The sequence below is a fragment of the Paenibacillus sp. FSL K6-4396 genome (assembly GCF_038002525.1).
GTDB lineage: Bacteria > Bacillota > Bacilli > Paenibacillales > Paenibacillaceae > Paenibacillus > Paenibacillus amylolyticus_B.
Genome location: NZ_JBBOCR010000001.1, coordinates 4,983,433 through 5,005,878 on the forward strand (window position 1 = coordinate 4,983,433; position 22,446 = coordinate 5,005,878).

The window sequence follows — 22,446 nt, forward strand, 5'->3', positions numbered from 1 at the left end:
TCGCCGTTTCATTCTTTTTATTATTCGTGCCAGACAACGTTATGCCCCCTTCCGGCTTTCCAGCTTAATTCTAGGATCAATCAGCACGTAAGCGATATCCGTAAAGAAACGAGCCAACATCAGGAGGATACCATAGAAAATCGTAATCCCCATGATCATAGTGTAATCACGGTTTGTGATACTCTCTACGAATACTTTACCAATTCCCCCGATGTTAAAGATCTGTTCAATTACAACGGAACCTGTGATGATATTCGCTGTCATTGGACCAACATAAGTTACTACTGGTAGAATACCGTTTCTTACAACGTGTTTAAACATAATTGCAGGCCATTTCAGACCTTTGGCTTTAGCTGTTTTGATATAATCTGCATGTAATACTTCAAGCATGCTTGAACGCGTCAAACGAGCGATAAAAGCAATCGGAGATGCAGATAACGCTGCAACCGGAAGAACATAATCCAATGGACCATCAAAGCCCATAACGTTAAACCAGCCTAACTTAGTAGCAAAGAGGTACTGCAATAGTGAGGCAAGCAAGAAGCTCGGAACAGCTATCCCTATGACAGCCAGGATCATCGTGATATCATCAATGAGTTTACGATGGTAAACTGCAGCAATAAGGCCCAGCAGAACACCCACGATAATGGAGATAACAATTGCAAATACTCCAAGCTTCAGCGAAGCGGTGAATGTTTCACCGATCATTCCGGCTACATCTCGATTGAGATATTTCATTGAGACTCCGAAATCTCCCTTAATGATTCCACCCATATACTTCAGGTATTGTTCATACATCGGTTTGTCCAATCCATACTTCTGTTCCAGCAAGACCCGAATTTCAGGCGACACTTTTTTCTCGGATGTAAAAGGGTCACCCGGAATAGCCTTCATCAGGAAGAAGGTTGCAGATGCGAGTATGAAAAGCGATAGCAGCATAAATAATAGTTTTTTCAACACATACTTAACCAACCCTTGCACACCTCCACAAACAATATTTTGTATACAAATCGATTGTAGAATTAGACAGAAATAAAGTCCAATCCATTTATCGGAAATTTCAAGAATTATAAGGAAAATCGGTACACATACAAAAAATCGGGATATATATGGAATTCCACATATATATCCCGAAGTATTCATATTAGACTTCAGAACAACTTATTTCTCTTCCAGATATGCACGCGTGAAGTCAATAGCTCCACTGAAATCAAGTTGTACGCCTTTCAGGTAAGGCTTGGTCAAAGATACGTTAGTGTAGTAATAGATTGGCATAACGCCCATTTCATCTTGAATCAGGATTTTCTCAGCGTCAGCAAATGCAGCCATACGTGCAGCTGGATCAGCAGATTTTACAGTTTCTTTAACATCTTTGTCATACTGTTCGTTGCTGAATTTGGAATCATTGTTTGTGTTTCCAGTAGTCCACATTTCCAAGAAGTTGTATGGATCGTTGTAGTCAGCAGACCAACCTGCACGAGCTACTTGGAAGTTTTGGTTTTGACGGTTCTCAAGGAATACGCCCCACTCTTGGTTTTCTGTTTTCACATCAACACCAAGATTTTGTTTCCACATGTCAGCAACCGCCAAAGCGATTTTTGCGTGACCATCACTAGTGTTGTAGATCAACGTAACAGCTGGCAATGTTGTGTAACCTTCTTCTTTCATACCTTCAGCAAGCAATGCTTTAGCTTCTTCCACATTTTCTGTGAAGTAATCGTCTTTGTGCTCATCACGGAATTCGCCGTTTTCACCACGGATACCTGGAGGTACAAAGCCGAATGCTGGAATTTGTCCACCTTGTGTAACTTTGTCAACAATCAGCTGACGTTGAATTGCCATTGCAAATGCTTTACGGATTTTAACGTTGTTAAATGGTGCTTCGTTTACGTTGAACTGATAGTAGTACGTACTTGCAATACCAGTAGCTTTGAACTCGTCCGGCAATTCCGCTTTTACAGAAGGAATTTGGTCGGATGGAATTTCACCGTTAGGTGCACCAGTGTAGTCCAATTGTCCTGATTTGTAAGCTTGCAGCTCGGAAGCACTGCTGTTTGTCAGAGACATATCGATTTGAGCCAATTTAATATCGGCAGCTGCATGATAACCATCGTTTTTCTTCACAACAATTTTTTGACCTTTAGAATATTGATCCATTACAAATGGTCCGTTAACAATCATGTTTTTGTAGTCTGTGAAGAATTTGTCATTTGTGTCAGCAGATGCATGTACTGGGTAGTACGTGTAGAATGCTGTCAGACCCAAGAAGTAAGGTGTTGGGTTTTCCAACGTTACTTCCAATGTGTGCTCATCAGTAGCTTTAACGCCTACTTGTGAAAAATCTGTGACTTTAGTACCTTTGTATGTTTCATCTTTGCTGAGGTTGTAACCTTCAGCACCTTTGATGTAGTACAATTGGTAAGCATATGGAGAAGCTGTTTCCGGTTTCAAAGCACGTTCCCAAGAACGAACAAAGTCTTCGGCAGTGATTGCATCACCGTTGCTCCATTTAGCATCCGGGTTCAGGTTGAAAACATATTTCAAACCATCTTCGGAGATTGTCCAGTCTTTAGCTACGCCTGCTTGTTCTTTACCATCAGCATCGATGCGTACAAGACCTTCGTACAAGAATTTCAAAACTGTGTTGGTTTGGCTGTCTTTTGCTTGAGCCGGGTCCAACGTAGGAGGTTCAGCTGACAGGTTGATTTTCAGAATTTGATCTTTAGCAAGACCATTTCCTTCGTTTGCAGAACCAGTATCGGTGTTACCTGTGCCTTCGTTTTTCGATCCGCACGCTGCAAGTACGGTACCGAACGCCAAAATCAGCGTCAAAAGGACTAATAGACTTTTCCTTTTCATCTAACACGTTCCCCCTAAATTGATATGGTTTATATGTTTATAGATTATACAACCACCGGTCAAAAAAATCTACATTACTTTTTCAGAAAGTAATGTTTTTTTCAGTATTCGACAAAATCGACACATTTTTTGCCTCTTTTGCGTTATGTAACCTTACATCTGTTTCATTAAGTATCTAAATAATCCAAATAAAGTAAACAAAATATACCCAAAACTCATAATGATGAAGGCCATGCGCCATACGGCCCGGAACATTCTCCCCCCATCGACCTTCCCCTTTAGTCGATTTTGCGCACCTCCGATAAATCCAAGTGCTAGTAGTATGAGTAATAATGTCAGATAAAAACCAAAACTCGAATCAAATGTTAAGTTGAATAACGCCGATACTGAAAAAACAAGAAAAAAAGTAGTTATATCCATTGCCATCCGCATGGCGTTCCGTTTGTCTTTTTTCCATACGTACATGCCCCAATAGACAAGAAAGAACGGAAAAAAGGGCAATATGCTCAACACAATAAAAAGTCCCATTAATTCACTCCTTCCGGTTGCATTCCTTCAATCAGATGAAGCAGTATTTCATGTGTAGGTGCAACAAGGTCCAACTTCTGCGCCATATTTACAATATGACCGTTAATTGACCTCACTTCTGTACCACGTCCAGCGAGAACATCTGCGAGCATGGAGGAAGTATTCGTGGCAGTAGAACGACAGACCGATATCAGTTGATCCCACATATCCTGATCCAAACATATTCCACTTGCAGAGTAGATTAACAATACTTCATCATATAACTGGCGCATTAGCCTCTTTCGTTCTTCTTTAACGATCAATTCTCCATTAGGGATTCGCCATACTGCCGTGAGCGGGTTAATGACTGAATTAATCAATAGTTTCCTGTATATCAGCTTATCGATTTCATTCGACACTGCACAGTCAAATCCTGCTTGCTGCAACGATCCCGACAGAGTAAATGTTCTCTTCTCCTCTATAGAGGTAGAAGCTACTATATGTATGTTGTACCTCCCCAGCCTGGTTTCACCTGTACCTGCACGAGTCACCTGACTTTGTGTACGCTTCGCACCTTCTGTTGTAACTGCACTACACAGAAGCGACTTTGGCAAAGCTGCTTGAAGTTTTGCCAGATGGCCCATCCCATTCTGAAAACAAGCGATATTCAGCACATGATCTTGTAATGGACTAATCTCATGAATGAAATCATCCATGCTTGTCTGCTTAACCATGAGCAGTAACCATTCTCCTGGTGTATTCTTCCATGTGTCAGTCAGCTCACTTATTGGTTTCGCCTGTATTTGATCCGGTAGAATATGTATCTCCTCGTCTTGTTCTACAATGGTTACTCCATTATGGCTGAGGAGGTCTGCCTGAGCTGTTGTTCTGGTCCAAAATCTGACCTGGTTACCTGACGCCAGCAGTTTCCCGCCATACAAAAGACCCAGTGCCCCCGCTCCTACGATGTCAATGATCATATGATGCACTCCTCTCCGCTTCAGTAGTTTCTCTTCTATTATCTATAATAGAACAAAAACACCAAACTAAAAACCCGTCATACCTGCCGTTTTGTAACGGAGGTGTGGCGGGTTCATACCTGACTTTCACAAATCAAACGTCTGAATTTGTTACTCAATTCGTTCCAGATTTCCGTTGGCATCCATCTTGAAACGTGTCTTAAGTTCCTCTTCTTCTTCGGACAAGAATGCGAGTCTGCGAGCCCGATCCATAATCTGAATCAAAGCTTTGTAGTCGTCATTCACCACACGGTAATCCGTCTGCACTTCATTCACTTCCTTGGAAAGACGGTCATTCTCAAGACGTAGTTCAAGCAATTCATCTTCTTTCTCGCGAAGCTCCTTCTCCAGCATCTTGAGTTGACGATTGCTCTCCTGCACGGTTCCCTTCCATTGTCGCAGGAAGCGGATTACTGCATCCATCGATAATGAATCGTCTGAAATCCCATCTGATTTGTACAGATGTTCTTCAGTGTCCAGGGTAGACAATGCTGCAACCTGCGGTCCGAGCATAGCTGGTTGCTTTCTGAGATAACTTCGTTTTTGTCGTTGTGCCTTGGCGTTACTGATGGCAGAATCATACTTTTTACGTACACAACTGTTCCAGCGAAAACCGCATGCGGCAGATGTTCTGCCTATTTTTTCGCCTACCTCTTCAAAAGCGGCCAATTGTGTACTGCCTTCCCGAATATGACGCAAAGTAACCTCAGCCAATATCAAATCGTCCTCTGTACTCCAAGCATCCTGTCTCACTGCAGTCATGCTATAATACCCTCCTAACAACATCCTAAAATAACCGTCCGCATTACCGGAAGCCCGGTATGTGAATTAGGTATAAAAGCTGCTTCATTCATTCTTATGCCTCTCATAGAGTTCATAGAATTGATTTCATACTAAAATGTATTTCCACATTCAGGCTTGCTCATACGTGACTCACGTAAAACATATCCCTCTATACTTACTTTGAGCAAAAAAAAGAATTCGCTTTCATATCCAAATTTGTTTACACGTTTTTCCTTTCCCGGTATAATGTTGTGTAGACAATCTATGAACGTACTTAGGAGAGGAGGATTTACCGTGGCACGCATGTTTCGGGTACTCGGGTTCTTCACGCTTGCGATTGGCCTGATGGCTTTTGCGGGAGATCTGGTCGAAATGGCTTTGCTTTTTTTCCTGCAGACTGCGTTTTTTGTCATTTTGGGATACTTGAAATTTACTGAAAGAACGTACATATTGCTCTTCTGGGGTTATATGATCGTCACATTCACGGGGTTCAGCTACTGGACCGTATTCCAAATGGGTTTGCCGCTATAATCCACCTGCAGCATCAAAGTAATCCGATATCTGTCGGGTTGCTTTTTTGTTGTGTTCAGATTAAATGGTTGTTCATGGTGTTATGTAACCACTAAGGATAATTCACGTAATTGTTTCATATATTGTCTGGAAGACAACTAGCCTGTACTATTGTCATTGAAGAAGTGGAAAGGAGAATGATCGTTGAGACGTCATAACGGCATTGCCGCATTTATATTATGCATCATCGTATTCCTGCAACTACCCTCAACCTATGCCTATGGAGAGTCTTCACCTGAGGATACACGTGAGATATTGCAAAAAAGTCTATCCATCGTTGAAATCGATCACGAAATTGAACGTATCGCAGGCAGACAGAAGCAGCTGGCTCAACAATACGAGACATTATCTGTCCAGCTTCAGGATCAAGAAGAACAGATACATATTCAGCAAGATCGGGCCGGAGCTGTAGTGAGGTCCTACTATACTGGAGAACGCGACAGTCTTCTTATGACGGTCCTGGGAGCCCGGTCATTCAAAGACCTGTTTGTACTGTATGATTATTACCAGATTATTATTGGACGGGATCAGGCTGTGCTGGACAAGTATCAGGACCGGTACCGCAACCTGCAACAGACTTCCACTCAGATTCGTCAGACTACAGCAGAACTAACCGAAATGAAGACTAATCTTCAAAACCAGCGGGAACGTGTAGTCACCTTGCAAAAAGAAGTAGATGCCCAAATAGCCACCAGCGGAGATGCGGCAGCGATTCAGAAACTGATGGATGAACTGACCCTCTATTGGGAGAATATCGGCATCTATGAGGTGAAACGATATTTCAAAGCATTGGCATCTGCCATGCAGAACCTGCCTGACTTTATCCAAAAACAAAACGGAGGCATATCCACAACTGGAACAACGTATACGATTCGTATTGGGCAGGATGAGCTTAATGCATTTTTACGTTCGCAAAATCCCATCTTTGAAGACTTTGCCTTTCAGTTTAATCAGGATAAGATCATAGCTTCCGGTCAGCGGGATCAGTTGCAATTAAGCATTGAAGGACATTATACGGTAGAAAATGAACCTCAAAACTCCATTCGTTTTCATGTGGACAAACTTGTATTCAACCAACTTGAATTACCAGACACCACTCGCCGAATGCTGGAAAAAGAATTTGACCTTGGGTTTTATCCACAGAAAATCCTCTCGTTTGTGAAAGCAACCGATGTTTCAACAAGTGAAGGCATACTGGAAGTAAAACTAGCTATATCATTTTAAAGAGATTGTTCCAAAAGTCTGCTTAAATTAAAAAGGATGCCTAATGGCATCCCTGGCATTAAAGTTAAAATCCAGACTTTTTTTTGAACAGGAACTAAAAGGTTAGTTCGTCGTTCTAATACTATTTACGTATTGATTCGCTGTAATCTCTCCCTTTAAGAATTGTTGTACCTTTTTATGAAAACGAGTTATTAGAGCGAGCCTTTCGGTCGTTGCAGCAGGGGCATCTTGGGTTGTTGAGAACCAGGAATGTCTCTTTGTCATTTCATAACGTCGAGTAAGTTTATCAGACTCCAAATCCAGTTCCTGTTGCTTTGCCGGCAATCGGTTGACCTCCTGGTACCATTTTAACTGTGTCGTAGCGGACGTCATTCCTTCAATCCATCTACTGGCCTCCTCTGCCTCAACCGAACCCGAAGTAATGACAAGACTTCTGGAGCTTACAGTTTCCAAGGATTCAAAAGAAATGCGCTCTAAAGAATCTTTATGAACTGTACTCGATTGATCAGCACTTAATAATTGAGATAACAAGGATACAACCATCGGTATGTTATTCTCGTCAGCAGTTGATGAGAACATTGGATAGGTAGACTGGGCCATTATATGAGGTTGAATGTGATTCATCAATTGAATCCCCTGTTGGAGATCCCCCGGTTGCGAATCTAATTGCGTTTGATTAACTTGATCAGGTGCCATCCTCGGTTCCAAATGATTTAACCACGCATTTGTCCCGTACATATCATTGATGTTCATTGTAATTAAAGGGATTCCTTCGGCAATGGCTTGTTGAGTAAGTTTGATCCACTGATCTTTATTGTGAGGTAATGACTCCATTCCAGCTCTCTTCAGAAATGAAGATTGTGCAGCCAGAATGTAGGGATCAAAATCAAAAGGCATCCCCCATTGATAACCATTCCACTCTGTCATTCCCCGTAATCCAACTACCGTATCTCCAAGCGACTTTGATAATGTTGTTCCGTTTAACGGATACAGGTACCCTTTTTGGGCATAGTATTGCACTTCCTCACTATCAAGCAGAACAACATCACCGTTCTCTCCTAGTGAAAATTCAAGATCCAAAACATGCTTATATGTATCCGGCTTCTCATTCCGAAGATTAATCTCTACCAGCTGGGAAGCAGCAACTTCTTTAGCTATTTTTTGAAAGGCTTGAAACTCTTCATCCGACATGGCGACTACAATCTCCAGCGGAGCTTGAGCATCTTCATTACGGGACGAAGACCCAGGAAAAGCATCCTTCTCCTGATCGCGTTCCTGATTGAGCTGCGAACCTCTAAAGTCAAAACTCGGTGACAAGATCGTTAACGAAAGCAGCAATACCGCGAACAAAACAACCTGATGTCTACGCTTCATTAACTTCCCTCCCTGTTCCACCTAGTTTTTTCCTGCAGCAATTATTGTAACAAATAAGTAGTGCTCTTGTCCTACCCTGCCGAAAAACACTTTTTCTGATTTTTGCATAATACGAGCATATCGAGTTCTGTGTAATAACGCTTACTTATTTTTTCAGCAAAAAACCGGCTCCAGGAGCCGGCTTTAATAACAACATTTTCCGGGAAATAAATCCCCTGAATGTTACAACAAATCAGCTGCAAGCTGTGCCAGCTTGGACCGTTCTCCTTTTTCGAGCATGATGTGTCCGCTGATTCCCTCTTGTTTGAATCGTTCCACGATATACGTCAGGCCGTTACTCGCAGAATCAAGATACGGATGGTCTATCTGCTCGGGGTCTCCCATCAAAATAATTTTACTGCCTTCACCGACCCTTGATACAATGGTCTTCACTTCGTGGCGCGACAGATTCTGGGCTTCATCAATAATGATAAACTGTCCAGGTATCGATCTTCCACGAATATACGTTAAAGCCTCCACCTGAATACTGCCAAGCCCCATTAGGATTTTATCGATATCTCCGGCTTTTTTGGTGTCAAACAGAAACTCCAGATTATCATAAATCGGCTGCATCCATGGACGAAGCTTTTCTTCCTTCTCACCAGGCAAATAACCGATATCTTTCCCCATCGGAACGACAGGACGAGCGATCAACAGTTTTTTGTATTTATGATCATCCTCTACCTTAAGCAGACCTGCTGCAAGTGCCAGCAAGGTTTTCCCTGTTCCGGCTTTACCAGTGATGGTAACAAGCGGGATGTCATCATTCAAAAGCAGTTCCAATGCCATACGTTGTTGTGCGTTACGTGCGCTAATGCCCCAGACATTATCATTACTGAGGAAAAGCGGCTCCAGCTTTGTTCCCTCTGTGTTCACTTTAAGCAAAGCCGATTTATTGGTTCCCATCTCATCTTTAAGAATGACAAATTCATTCGGATACAACGAATAAGACAACTGCAACGGTTTGATTGGTAAAAAACGATATGTGTAAAACTCATCAATCACTGACGGATGAACTTTTAGGGCCGTATATCCTGGATATAACTCACTGAGTCCTGCCGTCCGATCTGATAAGTAATCCTGTGTGAACAGACCAAGTACATCCGCTTTAATACGCACAAGTACATCTTTACTGACAAGCACAACCTGACGTTCGACTACTTCCTTTTCATTCTCCTCAATCTGATAATTCAGTGCGACAGCTAAAATACGATTATCATTGGACACTTCACCAAACATTTCCTGAACTTTCACGAAACTCCGATGATTCAGCTCTACTTTCAGGTTACCTCCATTAGCCAAAGGTACCCCACTGTGCAAGTGACCCAGCTCTCGTAATCCATCTAACAGTCTGGATACATTACGGGCATTACGCCCAATTTCATCAGCATTTCTTTTTTTGGAGTCGATCTCCTCCAGTACAACCGCGGGAATGATTACCTCATGTTCCTCAAAGGCAAATATGGCATTGGGGTCATGCAGAAGCACGTTGGTATCCAATACAAAAATCTTTTTCATTCAATCCCCTCCAAAGCGGCGTCGTTAAAGGCATGAATAGTGTGATCTTTCAGCAGCGGCATGGACAATCATGATCCCATACATAAATGTATTCGACTAGGGCAAAATAATTGTCAACCATTCTGAAAAACTCCAAGAAAGGATGAACATTTATGAAAATATGGGTTTGCACGCTGCTTCTGATCTTTATACTTACAGGTTGCAACAGTTCCACACGCAGCGCTTCTCAGGAACCGCATACGTCACATCCAAGAAGCTACGGAGGAAATGTAACAACTCAGCAAGAACAAGGGAAAGGATCTCACATGCTCAATGCACAGGAAGATCGGATGAATCCTTCACGTTTGGATCGTCTCAATGAGAATACAGGTGAAGTCCATGATACCAACATTGCTGATGATGCACAGAGTGGCCGGATGCCAAATGAAAAACGAATCAATCACCTTAAAGCCCTTGCCAAGCAAGTAGAAGGTGTTGAAGATGCGAACTGCGTCATACTCGGTAATACAGCCGTAGTTGGCATCGATGTTGATGGTGAACTGGAACGTGCTCGGGTGGGTACCATTAAGTACGCTGTTGCCGAAGCACTTCGCAAAGACCCCGAAGGTATAGATTCCATCGTTACTGCTGATGCAGATGTCACTGAACGAATTAAAGAGATCGGTGAACATATTCGTCAAGGGCACCCAATTTCGGGTTTTGCTTCAGAACTCGCTGACATGGTGGGACGAATTATCCCTCAACTCCCGAAAGACGTCAAAGTCCGTCAAAATCCGGATGAACACGTGAGTCAAAAACAACAAATGCAGCAGCTGCATTCATCAGACAAAAGACAACAAAAAGCCCAGTGATCTCTCACTAGGCTTTTTTCATGGCAGCAAAAACCTGCTCATCTAATTTCTCAGCAGCACGCTGATCATATATTTTGACATATTGAGGCACAGAGGACAATTGAGCGCCGTAAAACAGAGCATTCCTCACCGCTTCAATGGTAATGTCGAAACAGCACATATTAAATGGAACATCCAGTAGAGGATCTTGTCGTACCGCAGCACGTCCGTTCACTGCGTACACCGTCTCTTCTCCAAAGACAGTAACCGTAATGAGCGGATTAGTAATCATGTTATTCACTAAACGTGAACGATGATCGATCGCTACACGAAAAGTAGAAGCATTCTCCGCATAAATCCAGGAGATGGCTGTTGAAGTCGGACCTCCGGATTCTCCATCCACTGTGCTCAAAAGCACAAAGGTCTCATTCTTGAATTGCTGTAAAAGAGATTCAGTTAATTGTGTGACGGCTTCGGACATTCAACCAGCCCCCTAACCTTCTTTATGCAATTCTTGTACTTGGTTTATGTTATTATAGCATACCGATTAACGTGCTTCCAATCCTAAAAGATTGAAGGTTATTCGCCTGAAGGTGAAGCCGTTACTTTACCTGAAAGTGTATCTTGTAAAGCCTGCTTGGCATTGGCGAGTTCCGTTTCATTAATATACACATATGGACTTCTCCACTCTCCAGTAACCGGAGTATAATGCACATCCGAAGTGGAAATGTTCCAATACGTCGAGATAAAGTTTTTCATTTGTTCCGATTCCACATCTGTCGTCATATTCTTGTCAACTGCACCAATCACTTTGCTGATCTTTGTAATGCCCCCAAGAGATTTCATCTGATCCAGCATGGAGTTCAGCACTTGGTTTTGACGTTTGTTACGATCAAAGTCGTTGGATTCATCAGTCTTCGGATTACAATTGGATTTGCGGTAACGAACAAAATCTAGTGCTGCTTTACCATCGAGATGTTGTGCCCCTGCGACCAGATTGATATCTGTACCATCGGCTGTATCTCTATAACACATATTTTTATCCACAGTCACATCCACGCCACCCACGGCATTAACAGCATCACGGAATGCCTGGAAATTCAGGACGGTTGTATAATTAATATCTACATCCAAATACTTGCCCATCATTTCTTTCATCTGATCCTCTGCATTTTTGCCAGTGGTTTTTTCCTGTGCTTTGAATTTCGGATAATAAGAATTCAGCTTGTTGGATTTGTACCCATCCAATTGAATACGCGTGTCTCGCGGCAAAGATACAATGGTTGCCGTCTTGGTCTCCGGATTCAACGAAGCCACCATAACGACATCCGAGAGATATGTGCCCGTTTCAGGACGGTTATCTGTGCCTAATAACAGCATCGTGATCGGTTTGGTTGTGGCTGACATCCCGGGAGGTACCGGTTTATCGATGCCTGTATCCACGACTTGATTGTATACCCAGTACGTATATCCACCGCCTACCACAATGGCAATAACCAATAGACTTAAAAGGATTCTGCCAAAAGCATTCATTCTCTTTTTCTTCTTAGGCTGCTTGCCCTTGCCATTCTTCGATCCAGAAGCACCGGATTGCGTTGGTGCCTGTCTCCGTGGAGGCAGTCCGTTCGAATTTGAGTTCATATCTTCAACACCTTTATCACATCTGTTTTTGTCTAAATAAAAGACAACCGCTTTCCCTAAGGAAAACGGATGGTCTGTACAAGACAGGATTTATGAGTTTCGAGCGGCAGCTTCCGCTTTTTTCTTTTGACGGCCTTCGATAAAATAACGCACTCTCACTAACAACATCAAACCAACCGCGACCAACAAACATTGAATGATGGGCAGCTTGTCGATCTGAAAAACAAGAAGCATGAATGTGCCCATCGCCATCAAAATATAGAGAACGATTTCCTTACCAAGTGGCAATTTCTGACGTACCCGAAACACCTTGTTATATACGTAAGTAATCAATACAAAGATGACGATGTAGGCTACGATCGGGTTTGACGCGAACCATGCTTGCATGCACAGCCAGCTCCTTTCGTGTTCATGCTAGGATATAAGTTAACTGGTTGATGGAGCACACCAACAACATTAATTACAAAGCTCTGCATGTGAGACCGTTTCGAATTCGGATCGTTCTTTTGGTCGCTGTTATCCCCAGATTTTTTTGATCCATTTTTCAATGGTAAAATCCGGGGATAAAGGCGAACGCTTCGCTCCTACAGAATCGATTCCGTATCCTCCACTACTTTAGTGGATTGTAACCAACGCCGATGGTGCATATGTGTTCCATCAAACGTTAACTTATAACTTTTATTTTGTTGTTATTAAGCTTTAGAAGCCATTTTGCGTTGTTTTTCTGCACGTTCACGCTCGGATTTATTCAGGATCTTCTTACGAAGACGAATAGATTTTGGTGTAATCTCACAATATTCATCTTCATTCAGATATTCAAGCGCCTGTTCCAACGAGAAGATAATCGGAGTTTTAATTTTAACCGTATCATCTTTACCGGAAGAACGAACGTTAGTCAGTTGTTTTTCTTTGCAGATGTTAACAACGATATCATTGTCACGTGTATGTTCACCAACAATCATACCTTCGTAGATTTCAGTACCCGGCTCCAAGAAGAGCGTACCGCGATCCTCAACGCCCATCATACCATAGAACGTAGATGTACCCGTTTCAGTTGAGATCAACACGCCTTGGTGACGTCCACCCACTTGACCGGATACTACTGGAGCGTAGCTGTCAAATGCATGGTTCATTACACCGTAACCACGAGTCAATGTCAGGAAGTTGGTGCTATATCCGATCAAACCACGTGCTGGAATCAGGAACTCCAGACGAACTTGACCACTACCTGTGTTAACCATGTTAACCATCTCTGCTTTGCGTGCGCCCAGGCTCTCCATTACGGAACCCATGCTCTCTTCAGGGATATCAATCAACAAGCGCTCAACAGGTTCCATTTTCTTACCGTCAACTTCTCTTACGATAACTTCTGGTTTGGATACTTGAAGCTCATATCCTTCACGACGCATATTTTCAATCAGGATACCCAAGTGAAGCTCACCACGTCCAGAAACGATAAATGCATCTGGGCTATCCGTTTCGTCAACACGAAGGGAAACGTCTGTTTCCAATTCTTTTAACAAACGCTCACGAAGTTTACGGGAAGTTACCCATTTACCTTCACGACCTGCGAATGGACTGTTGTTCACGAGGAACGTCATTTGCAGTGTTGGCTCATCAATTTTCAGAACTGGCAAAGCTTCCGGGTTGTTAGGGTCGGCAATGGTTTCACCAATGTTGATGTCCTTGATCCCTGCAATGGCAACGATGTCGCCTGCTCCTGCTTCTTCCGTCTCAATACGTTTGAGACCTTGGAAACCAAACAGTTTCTCGATACGTGCAGTTTTGCTCTTACCATCACGCATAATAACCGTTACCGATTGTCCTTGACGGATCACACCGCGGTTAACACGACCAATGGCAATACGGCCAAGGTATTCATTGTAGTCCATCAAAGTAACGAGGAATTGAAGTGGTTCTTCAACATTTTCGGTAGGGTGTGGGATATGACTAACGATGGTATTGTAGATCGCCATCATGTTGTCATCTTGTTTGGCAGGATCATTATCCATGCTGGATGTTCCGTTCAACGCGGAAGCATATACAACAGGGAATTCGAGTTGTTGATCGTTGGCACCCAGTTCAATGAACAGGTCCAATACTTCATCAATAACCTCAGTCGGACGAGCCGCTGGACGGTCAATTTTGTTTACAACAACGATTGGTGTCAGGTTATGCTCAAGTGCTTTACGAAGTACAAACTTCGTTTGTGGCATACAGCCTTCATAAGCATCAACAACGAGCAATACACCGTCAACCATTTTCATGATACGTTCAACTTCACCACCGAAGTCGGCGTGTCCTGGTGTATCCACAATATTAATCAGGTAATCTTTATAAGTTATAGCCGTGTTTTTGGCCAAAATCGTAATACCGCGTTCACGCTCCAAATCGTTGGAGTCCATTACGCGCTCCTGTACCGTTTCGTGATCTCGGTAAGTACCGGATTGCTGGAGCAACTTGTCAACGAGTGTTGTTTTTCCGTGGTCGACGTGGGCAATAATCGCAATATTGCGAATGTGTTCTCTTGAATGCATGTTTTGTATCCATATCCTTTCCAATTTCAAATCATATCTACTTAAACTTCCCGCAATTTCGCAGGTTACTCACAAAATAAGCGTCGGTGATATCCCGACGCATGTCTATATCCCTTATATTATAGTTTATTATAGGTAAAAATCAAGATATTTCGCACGAAAAGACCACTGGGAATGTTACCAGCCTCTCCCTTGACGTCCTCGTCCAAGTAATAACCAAACTCCACCCAAGATCAAAAGGACAGCAAGTACATAGATTATTCCCGTTTGCAGCAGGGTAAATCCGAATAATATGATGGACACCGCACCAAAGATCAAAGCTGCAGGTAACACATATTCCGGTCTTCGTCGTTCAGCCATTCCATATTCGAGTAACCCTATGGCGATCCCAAGCAAGAATGCTGGCCACAGCCTGCTCATAAGTCCAGCACCCCATGTATTCGTTATACTGAATAAAACACCATACACCGTTAGTATGCCGGCAGGAACGAGTGACCACGATGGTGAAATACGCGCATAATATAACGCATGAAGGGCGATGCCTGGCAGCAGGATCAGCAAAGGCCAGAAATTACGACCAATAAATCCAAACACGCCAAACTTGCCAAGCAGAATAATAATTCCCGCAGCTACAATAAATAGTCCAATCGCTTTTTCATTTCTCATCCTCAATCACCTCTTATACTATGGCTATGTACTTTATTTCTTCATAAACGATACGCATTCCATGCTGACTGTTGTTTTTCAAACCTGTAATCATGCTTCTAGTGTATCCGATGTTTCGGCAAAAAACTATACTCTATGTCGCACTTTGCGTGCGTCCTTTATCTGTATTACCCTAAAATGTGCAACTTATGACCAGCCCAATGATTGTTGTATTGACAAGCGTATCCTCTCACCACAAAACCGCCTAAACCGGACGGTTCAGACGGTCATATGTTCAAGCTTTTATCCAAAATTAAACTATGCGTTCTTCCGCACAAATTTATGTGCGCCTCCAATCGCAACCACAAGACAAGCCATGGCTACGGGTAACAGCGTATGCACCTCTGATGCCATACCTCCCAGCCATTCTCCTAACTTGGGGTCTTTCATCACCATCTCACCTGCTGTGAAAGCCAGAATGCCTGATCCAACGAATACAAGAATCGGAAATCGCTTCAACAAACCAACAATTAACCCGCTCCCCCATACAACAATGGGGATACTGATTGCAATCCCGATGACGATCAAAGCCAAATCTCCATCTGCCAAAGCCGCTATGGCCAAAACATTATCCAGACTCATTACAAAATCCGCGATCAGAATGGTTTGAATAGCTTTCCAAGTCGTAGAAGCTTCTCGAATATGTACCTCATCATCATTTTGAAGCAGCAGCTTTACTGCAATCCAGAGTAGCAACAGACCACCTGCCGCTTGGATAAAGGGAATTCCCAGCAATAATACCGCTACAAAGGTTAACACACAACGCAGCAGTACGGCACCAAAAGCTCCCCACCATACCGCTTTTTTGCGTTGTATTGGTGGCAGATCCTTGCTGGCAAGCGCAATAACAACCGCATTATCTCCACTTAATACCAGATTGATCATTAAAATTTCAGTTAACAGCCATAGTGTATCCATGTCCTCATCCCCCCACATTAACTTGTATGTCAGAGTTGTCCATGCTATTCTTAATGATTGAACCGTATATAAGGAGTGACATATATCATGGAGCTATTTAGTCCCACATTCTGGCTGGCTTTGCTGAACGTTGTCTTTATTGATCTAATTCTGGCTGGGGATAATGCCATCGTCATTGGTCTCGCAGCTCGAAATTTGCACCCTTCCGTGCAGAAAAAGGCGATTCTATATGGAACTGGCGGCGCACTTTTAATTCGAATTTTAGCAACAGTTGTTGTTTTATGGTTGCTTAAAGTTCCGTGGCTCTTGCTTGTGGGAGGCATACTTCTGATCTGGATTGCCTATAAATTATTGGCGGATCAGGGAGATGAACACAATGATGTCCAAGCAGGAACTTCCTTGTGGACCGCTATTCGTACCATTGTGATCGCGGATGCAGCCATGGGACTCGATAACGTGATTGCAGTTGCTGGAGCAGCGCAACAGCATCTCGTGCTTGTCATCCTTGGACTCCTGATTAGTGTACCTATTATCGTCTGGGGCAGTACCCTGTTTATCAAGCTAATTAATCACTTTCCTTGGATTATCTATGTCGGAGCCATCGTTCTCGGGTATACGGCTTCCAATATGATCACTGAGGAACAGCGACTCTTGCCTTACTTCACTGAACATCCGGCATTGCGCATTCTATTTATCGTTGTGGTTATTGCAGGTGTAGTCTTTGCAGGTTATCGCAAACGCTCCAGCAGTTCCAGCCACAAGGGATCTGGCGGGGAACAGCAGCGCTCCTATTCGTAGGCTAATTTAAACTAAAAATTTCATCTGAATACAGCAAAGGACTGAACGATATTTCATCGAACAGTCCTTTTTTTTGCAGTTAACATAGCCCTTATTATGTCAGCCATGCTAATTTTTATTGAGTTTAGAACCAATCATCCTTCATGCCATTGTCTTCTGTCTGATTCGTTACCACAGAAGTTTCACCGGCATGCAGTGTGATCGTTTCAGTTTGTTCCACCGCCTGATCCACCCATTCTGACAGATGGCTCATTGTTGATTCTATTTTATCCACAATTCGAAGATTCGGATTGGTTGAAGGTGACTTTGGCACAAAGAGAGTACAGCAATCCTCATATGGCAAAATAGATATGTCATACGTTCCGATCTGTTTGGACAGGGTAATGATCTCCTGTTTATCCATCATAACCAGTGGTCGCAACAATGGCAGATCTGTCGCACGACCAATGACATTCATACTTGGAAGAGTCTGACTCGCTACTTGGCCCAAGCTATCCCCGGTAATCAGCGCGAGTGCCCGCTCACGCTCGGCAAGTTTGGATGCAATTCGCAGCATTGAACGTCGCATCAGCGTAATAATCAGATTATCCTGACCCAGCTGGGTAAATGCCGTTTGAATCTCTGTAAATGGAACAAGATGCAGCTTGATTGTTCCTGCATGATCAGCAAGGGCACGCGCCAAATCAATGACTTTCTCTTTGGCGCGCTGGCTTGTGAACGGATAACTGTAAAAATGTACACATTCCACTTCAAGTCCACGACGCATGGAAGACCAGGCTGCCACCGGGCTGTCTATTCCACCTGATAGCAGTACCATTGCTTTGCCATTCGTACCCAGTGGAAAGCCACCTACTGCCGGAATGGTTTCGTTGAAAATATAGGTACCCTGATCCCGAATCTCCACTCGCAGTTCAATATCAGGTTGACGAACATCAACACTTAATTGCTGAAACTTCCGAAGGATCGGGGAACCGACCAAATGGTTCATTTCATGGGAAGAGTTCGGGAATTCCTTCCATACCCGCCTTACATTTACCTTAAATGTGGTGCCTTCTTTGAAGTCGTCTTCCCTTTCGTCCATAAACGCAACTGCAGTTTTCACAATCTCATCTAGCTCGGATGGAGTAACTTTAACCGGACTAATCGACATCACACCAAATACCCGCTTCAGCACCTTAATCAGTTCAGTATGTGATTCACCGCCAAGATCCACATAAACACGGCCATATTCTTTGCGAAGGCTCGCTCCTGGATAAGGTTTAAGCAAAGCTTTCACCTGTGTAATGATCGTTTTTTCAAATCGGGCACGATTTTTCCCTTTTAACATAAACTCTCCGAAACGGAGAAGCAGCATATCATAGTTCATATCCATTACATCCGCCTTTCGAGGGGCCGCAACTGCGCCACCATCTGATGTAAAGCCTGTTCAAGCAAGGCTACATCTTCTTCTGTATGTTCATCTCCAAGACTAATACGCAATCCGCCACCAGCACAAGCTGCATCTCTGCCCATCGCAAGTAGAGCCCGACTCGGTTCAGCCGAACGCGAAGAACAGGCAGATTGGGTCGATATGGTTACGCCAAGTTGCTCCAAGGTGTGCAGCGCCACTTCTGCCTTCATCCCGGGATAGGAGAAGTGCACAATATGAGGTGCACCCTCTGTGCGACTGTTCAATTCAAATTCAGGAATAACACGTATCGTTTCCATCAATCGATCACGGAGCACCGTTGTACGTCGGGCAAAATCAACCTGATCTTCTGCTGCCATTCGCATGGCCTTGGCCATGCCTACCAGCAAGGCCACGTTTTCTGTGCCTGCTCTTAGGCCTTGTTCCTGTGATCCTCCTGACAATAGTGGCGTAAGCTCCACTCCACTTCGCACATACAGGAGACCTGCTCCCTTCGGTCCACGAATCTTGTGAGCAGACAAACTGTACAGATCTGCACCCCAAGCAGCAGGTGTCGCCTCCATTTTCCCAAAACCCTGAACACCATCTACATGGAAAAGCACGCGTGGTGCTTTCTTTTTGAGCTGTTTGCCGATCTCTGCAATCGGATGGATGGCTCCTGTTTCATTGTTTACATGCATCAGACTCACAAGCACCGTGTCGGGCCTGATCGCGTCTACAACCTTTTGAGCGTTCACTACTCCATCGGAATTCACAGGAACTAATGTCACTTCCCATCCCCACTGCTGCAATTGCATAAAACTTTCGTACACCGAGGCATGCTCGGTAGCCGTAGTGATGATGTGTCTGCCTCGTGACTGATAACGTAATGCCGCACCTTTTATCGCGAGATTATTACTCTCGGTCGCACCAGAAGTAAATACAATCTCTTCAGGCTTAACGCCGATTGCAGCAGCACAGCCGGATCGAGCACGACGCAGCAACTGATCGGCAAGCTCTCCATAGCCATGGATGGAGGATGGATTACCGAATTGTGTCTCCATAATTTCGGCCATCGTACGAATTACATCCGGATGGGGAGGTGTGGTTGCAGCATAATCAAAATATTTCAAATGAGGTTAGACCTCCCTTATCTCTTCGTTCATGAACCTACAGTGAGCATTGTAACACGATACCCGTACAACACAAAAAGACCAACCGGGAACAGGCGTTTTAAGCGCTTCTGCTCCCACATTTGATCTCATCCTGCCTATCATGTGTTTTCGCAAATGTCTATCTTTGAGTTTTAGATCACATATTTCGACTGTGCCTTCTCCACCTTGGAGATATAATTCTGAGTTTCGGAAGGCAAACGGTTAAGTACACTCATCAGTTCGCTATCACTCGACACGCCTAGACGTGAAACACGGCCCGGTCCTGCATTATACGCGGCAAGTGCCATCTTCACTTCTCCACCGAAACGCTGGAGCTGAAGGGAAAGATACTTCGTACCCGCATCAATGTTCTGGGCAGGGTCAAATGAATTACTCACTCCCAGCCCTGCAGCCGTGCCATCCATTAATTGCATCAGCCCCTTGGCACCGGCGGAGGACACGACATTTGGGTTGAAATTGGACTCTGTGTCAATGACGGCCTTGATCAATGATTCAGGAACACCGTACTTCGCACTTGCCTCGGCAATTAAAGATTCAAAATCCGTAGGTACAGATGCACCGGAATTCACGATTCCTGTATTGGATGAAGATAATAAAGACTCAACGATGTTATTGGAGACAGAGGACGATCCTGCCGTATTTATATCTGGATTGTACGTGCTTCCGAGTTGCAGCCACAACAGACCATCACTGGATCTTTTGGAGACCGTCGCGGTGGAATCTGTATTGCTCGTCGTATTGGCACCCGTACCTAACAGCCCGTCCATCACATTGGCGAAATCCACTGTTGAACCAGCATCCGATTGTGATCCAGTGGTTTGGTTATTCAAATTGGACAATTGCAGTTCCAACAACTGCCGCGATCCGTTTGGATCAATCTGCATGAGTTATACCCACTCCCGTATAATTAAGCGTATTATGACCTTATTCTACATCGTTTTACAGCAAGGTTCCATTGTTTTCATAAAAATAGTTAAACCTCTCCACATAACCTGCGCATATACGAAAAAAACCTTCTGTAATTCACCGCAAATGGGTGAGAACAGAAGGCTTTTGAATGAATCATTTTACACGTTAGCGAGCGAATGGAATCATGAAAAAATAACTCAGCGTAGCTACAACACCCAGTCCAATGGACCAGGCTCCCGCTGTCTTACGACCATTCACATAGGCATAGTAACCCAGTACGGCTGCGGCCGGTCCAAGTACGATTGACCACATGAACAAAGACGCGATCCCGAAGGCAAGTCCCATGTAACCCGCAACCTTACCTGTTGATTCCATGACACGGTCTGCCTCATGCTTCTCAGGTACAGGCTCTGCCCGTTCGGTACCTCCAGTTCTTACGACAGTCGGAGGAGCAACCTCTGCCCCGTATTCTTCGCGATGTACTTTTCTTGGATAATCGACACGCATACGCTGTTTTTCACTTTCAACCTTGGTTTCAGGGCGATCTTGAAAATTAAACTTATTATCGTCATTTTTCATTGGGAAGCACCTCCGTTATGAATAGGGATGACTGCTCACTTGGGTTTAAACGTGTGACAGCATGTTGCAGAGGATGTGCGTGCGTGATCATGGTGATCGGAGTCAAATGTCTCACCGGCAAATTCCTCATGCAGACGACGGGTGGCATGTTGGTCAATGTCAATCATGATGGCATCAGCGTGGCAGAAGTTGTTCTCTCCCCAAAAGTTGCAGTTGGAGACGCTGCATTTGACAATTGGCTTGTCTTGGCTCATTTTTATCACCTCGACTACTATTGTCTCCTCGCCACAAACCTGATATTCCCCGTCAAAATGCCAGATGATGACATGATTACACCTCGTCTGATTCTCACTAAAAACACAAAAAAACCGCCACAAGGGCGGTTTCGTCCAATTTCATATTCAGGTTTAAACGTTAATTAGGCGTGATTCCGTTGATTTTGCATACGGCGCTGAGTCAGGTAATCACTTTCATAATATGCCAGATCATCGCGCAATTCTTCGTACGTTTTGGAAACCTCCAGAATAACATCCCGTACTGCACGGATTGGCTTATCACGGAAACGAATGGCATCTTGTCCTGTGTAAGCGTATCTTCCGTCTTCGGAATAACATTCATTTTTGGGATAGAAAAAGCTGTTTACGCATTGGTGATACGTATTATAAAGAGCCTTTTCGGCAAAATCGACATCAAAGTTGGCACGACGCAGCACAACGCCAAGTTTTTCGTAAGAAACTTCAGAAAAAACGAGTAAATGACGGAGATCTGAAAGAAATCCTTTGTAGAAGACTGTTGATTCTTCCGTCTGATTCTGATCCAGTTCAGGCAAAGCATTCTCATTCAAAAATTTTTCAATCCGATCGATAGCCGGTTTTAACTTTTCCCTAGTTGACTCACATGTTTTCTGTACATTGGCTGCTGACATAAAGGTAGCTCCCCCTTAAATAAGTCCTTACATATAGGTCGGCCAACGGTGGTTTTCCCCTGACCTTTCAATTCTCAGCTATAATCCTACCATAAAAAGTTGACGAGCGGTATACCTTAATCATGCTTTCCGTTTCTGCCATTGAACAT

At 43.7% G+C, this 22,446-nt stretch carries 23 protein-coding genes; 4 read left to right on the forward strand and 19 right to left on the reverse strand.

The features are described 5' to 3' along the window. Positions 1-39: 39 nt before the first annotated feature. The 5 genes from MHB85_RS21955 to MHB85_RS21975 form a co-directional block, all read right to left on the reverse strand. A complete protein-coding gene (locus MHB85_RS21955; protein ID WP_036614893.1) occupies positions 40-972 on the reverse strand; it encodes an ABC transporter permease in 933 nt (310 codons plus the stop codon). Positions 973-1,161: 189 nt separating this feature from the next. Then, entirely contained in the window at positions 1,162-2,859 is a 1,698-nt protein-coding gene (locus tag MHB85_RS21960; protein ID WP_076211569.1) for a peptide ABC transporter substrate-binding protein, read from the reverse strand. A gap of 153 nt (positions 2,860-3,012) precedes the next feature. Next, on the reverse strand, positions 3,013-3,387 hold the full coding sequence (locus tag MHB85_RS21965) for a DUF3397 domain-containing protein (RefSeq protein ID WP_192134189.1): 375 nt from the start codon (positions 3,385-3,387) through the stop codon (positions 3,013-3,015). After that, positions 3,387-4,346, reverse strand: a complete 960-nt coding sequence (locus MHB85_RS21970; RefSeq protein ID WP_192134191.1) for a ketopantoate reductase family protein — start codon at positions 4,344-4,346, stop codon at positions 3,387-3,389. Before MHB85_RS21970 ends, MHB85_RS21965 begins: the two co-directional genes overlap by 1 nt. A gap of 150 nt (positions 4,347-4,496) precedes the next feature. Beyond that, positions 4,497-5,147 carry an RsfA family transcriptional regulator gene (locus MHB85_RS21975; protein WP_076211575.1) on the reverse strand — a complete coding sequence of 217 codons (651 nt, stop codon included), beginning with the start codon at positions 5,145-5,147 and terminating at the stop codon, positions 4,497-4,499. A 315-nt stretch (positions 5,148-5,462) separates the two neighbouring features. Between MHB85_RS21975 and MHB85_RS21980 the strand changes: the two genes are divergently transcribed. Both MHB85_RS21980 and MHB85_RS21985 read left to right on the forward strand, forming a co-directional pair. Next, on the forward strand, positions 5,463-5,699 hold the full coding sequence (locus MHB85_RS21980; protein ID WP_076332330.1) for a DUF2626 domain-containing protein: 237 nt from the start codon (positions 5,463-5,465) through the stop codon (positions 5,697-5,699). Positions 5,700-5,882: 183 nt separating this feature from the next. Then, positions 5,883-6,962: a hypothetical protein gene (locus tag MHB85_RS21985; protein WP_105599713.1), complete on the forward strand. Its 1,080-nt coding sequence runs from the start codon at positions 5,883-5,885 to the stop codon at positions 6,960-6,962. Between the two features lie 102 nt (positions 6,963-7,064). Here MHB85_RS21985 and MHB85_RS21990 read toward each other — a convergent pair whose 3' ends face one another. Both MHB85_RS21990 and MHB85_RS21995 read right to left on the reverse strand, forming a co-directional pair. After that, complete coding sequence (locus tag MHB85_RS21990; protein WP_105599715.1) at positions 7,065-8,336, reverse strand: ABC transporter substrate-binding protein; 1,272 nt, start codon at positions 8,334-8,336, stop codon at positions 7,065-7,067. 222 nt (positions 8,337-8,558) lie between these two features. Further along, entirely contained in the window at positions 8,559-9,893 is a 1,335-nt protein-coding gene (locus MHB85_RS21995) for a PhoH family protein (protein ID WP_024628438.1), read from the reverse strand. Between the two features lie 152 nt (positions 9,894-10,045). Here MHB85_RS21995 and MHB85_RS22000 point away from each other — a divergent pair, with 152 nt between their 5' ends. Continuing rightward, positions 10,046-10,744, forward strand: a complete 699-nt coding sequence (locus tag MHB85_RS22000; RefSeq protein ID WP_192134193.1) for a YhcN/YlaJ family sporulation lipoprotein — start codon at positions 10,046-10,048, stop codon at positions 10,742-10,744. 7 nt (positions 10,745-10,751) lie between these two features. Here the strand turns inward: MHB85_RS22000 and MHB85_RS22005 are convergent, their stop codons facing one another. The 6 genes from MHB85_RS22005 to MHB85_RS22030 form a co-directional block, all read right to left on the reverse strand. Further along, a complete protein-coding gene (locus MHB85_RS22005) occupies positions 10,752-11,204 on the reverse strand; it encodes a pyridoxamine 5'-phosphate oxidase family protein (protein WP_105599717.1) in 453 nt (150 codons plus the stop codon). Between the two features lie 98 nt (positions 11,205-11,302). Next, positions 11,303-12,364 (reverse strand): LCP family protein, encoded by a 1,062-nt coding sequence (locus tag MHB85_RS22010; protein WP_105599718.1) that lies wholly within the window; start codon positions 12,362-12,364, stop codon positions 11,303-11,305. Between the two features lie 90 nt (positions 12,365-12,454). Next, positions 12,455-12,751, reverse strand: a complete 297-nt coding sequence (locus MHB85_RS22015) for a YlaH-like family protein (RefSeq protein ID WP_053781242.1) — start codon at positions 12,749-12,751, stop codon at positions 12,455-12,457. 305 nt (positions 12,752-13,056) lie between these two features. Then, positions 13,057-14,901: a translational GTPase TypA gene (gene typA / locus MHB85_RS22020; protein WP_036614992.1), complete on the reverse strand. Its 1,845-nt coding sequence runs from the start codon at positions 14,899-14,901 to the stop codon at positions 13,057-13,059. Positions 14,902-15,078: 177 nt separating this feature from the next. Continuing rightward, on the reverse strand, positions 15,079-15,573 hold the full coding sequence (locus MHB85_RS22025; RefSeq protein WP_091014032.1) for a hypothetical protein: 495 nt from the start codon (positions 15,571-15,573) through the stop codon (positions 15,079-15,081). A 291-nt stretch (positions 15,574-15,864) separates the two neighbouring features. After that, on the reverse strand, positions 15,865-16,524 hold the full coding sequence (locus MHB85_RS22030) for a TerC family protein (RefSeq protein WP_091014030.1): 660 nt from the start codon (positions 16,522-16,524) through the stop codon (positions 15,865-15,867). Between the two features lie 87 nt (positions 16,525-16,611). On the opposite strand from MHB85_RS22030, the gene MHB85_RS22035 reads away from it, so the two are divergent. Then, entirely contained in the window at positions 16,612-17,322 is a 711-nt protein-coding gene (locus MHB85_RS22035) for a TerC family protein (RefSeq protein WP_047843768.1), read from the forward strand. Between the two features lie 124 nt (positions 17,323-17,446). Here MHB85_RS22035 and thiI read toward each other — a convergent pair whose 3' ends face one another. The 6 genes from thiI to MHB85_RS22065 all read right to left on the reverse strand — a co-directional run bounded on the left by thiI (position 17,447) and on the right by MHB85_RS22065 (position 22,297). Then, positions 17,447-18,688 (reverse strand): tRNA uracil 4-sulfurtransferase ThiI, encoded by a 1,242-nt coding sequence (gene thiI, locus MHB85_RS22040; protein ID WP_341074263.1) that lies wholly within the window; start codon positions 18,686-18,688, stop codon positions 17,447-17,449. Between the two features lie 5 nt (positions 18,689-18,693). Next, complete coding sequence (locus MHB85_RS22045; RefSeq protein WP_341073696.1) at positions 18,694-19,842, reverse strand: cysteine desulfurase family protein; 1,149 nt, start codon at positions 19,840-19,842, stop codon at positions 18,694-18,696. A gap of 173 nt (positions 19,843-20,015) precedes the next feature. Then, on the reverse strand, positions 20,016-20,768 hold the full coding sequence (locus MHB85_RS22050) for a lytic transglycosylase domain-containing protein (RefSeq protein WP_341073697.1): 753 nt from the start codon (positions 20,766-20,768) through the stop codon (positions 20,016-20,018). A 190-nt stretch (positions 20,769-20,958) separates the two neighbouring features. Further along, positions 20,959-21,372 (reverse strand): hypothetical protein, encoded by a 414-nt coding sequence (locus MHB85_RS22055; RefSeq protein WP_091014021.1) that lies wholly within the window; start codon positions 21,370-21,372, stop codon positions 20,959-20,961. Between the two features lie 35 nt (positions 21,373-21,407). Next, positions 21,408-21,626 (reverse strand): DUF1540 domain-containing protein, encoded by a 219-nt coding sequence (locus tag MHB85_RS22060; RefSeq protein WP_074095869.1) that lies wholly within the window; start codon positions 21,624-21,626, stop codon positions 21,408-21,410. 164 nt (positions 21,627-21,790) lie between these two features. Further along, positions 21,791-22,297, reverse strand: a complete 507-nt coding sequence (locus tag MHB85_RS22065; RefSeq protein ID WP_091014020.1) for a YpuI family protein — start codon at positions 22,295-22,297, stop codon at positions 21,791-21,793. Positions 22,298-22,446: the final 149 nt, after the last annotated feature.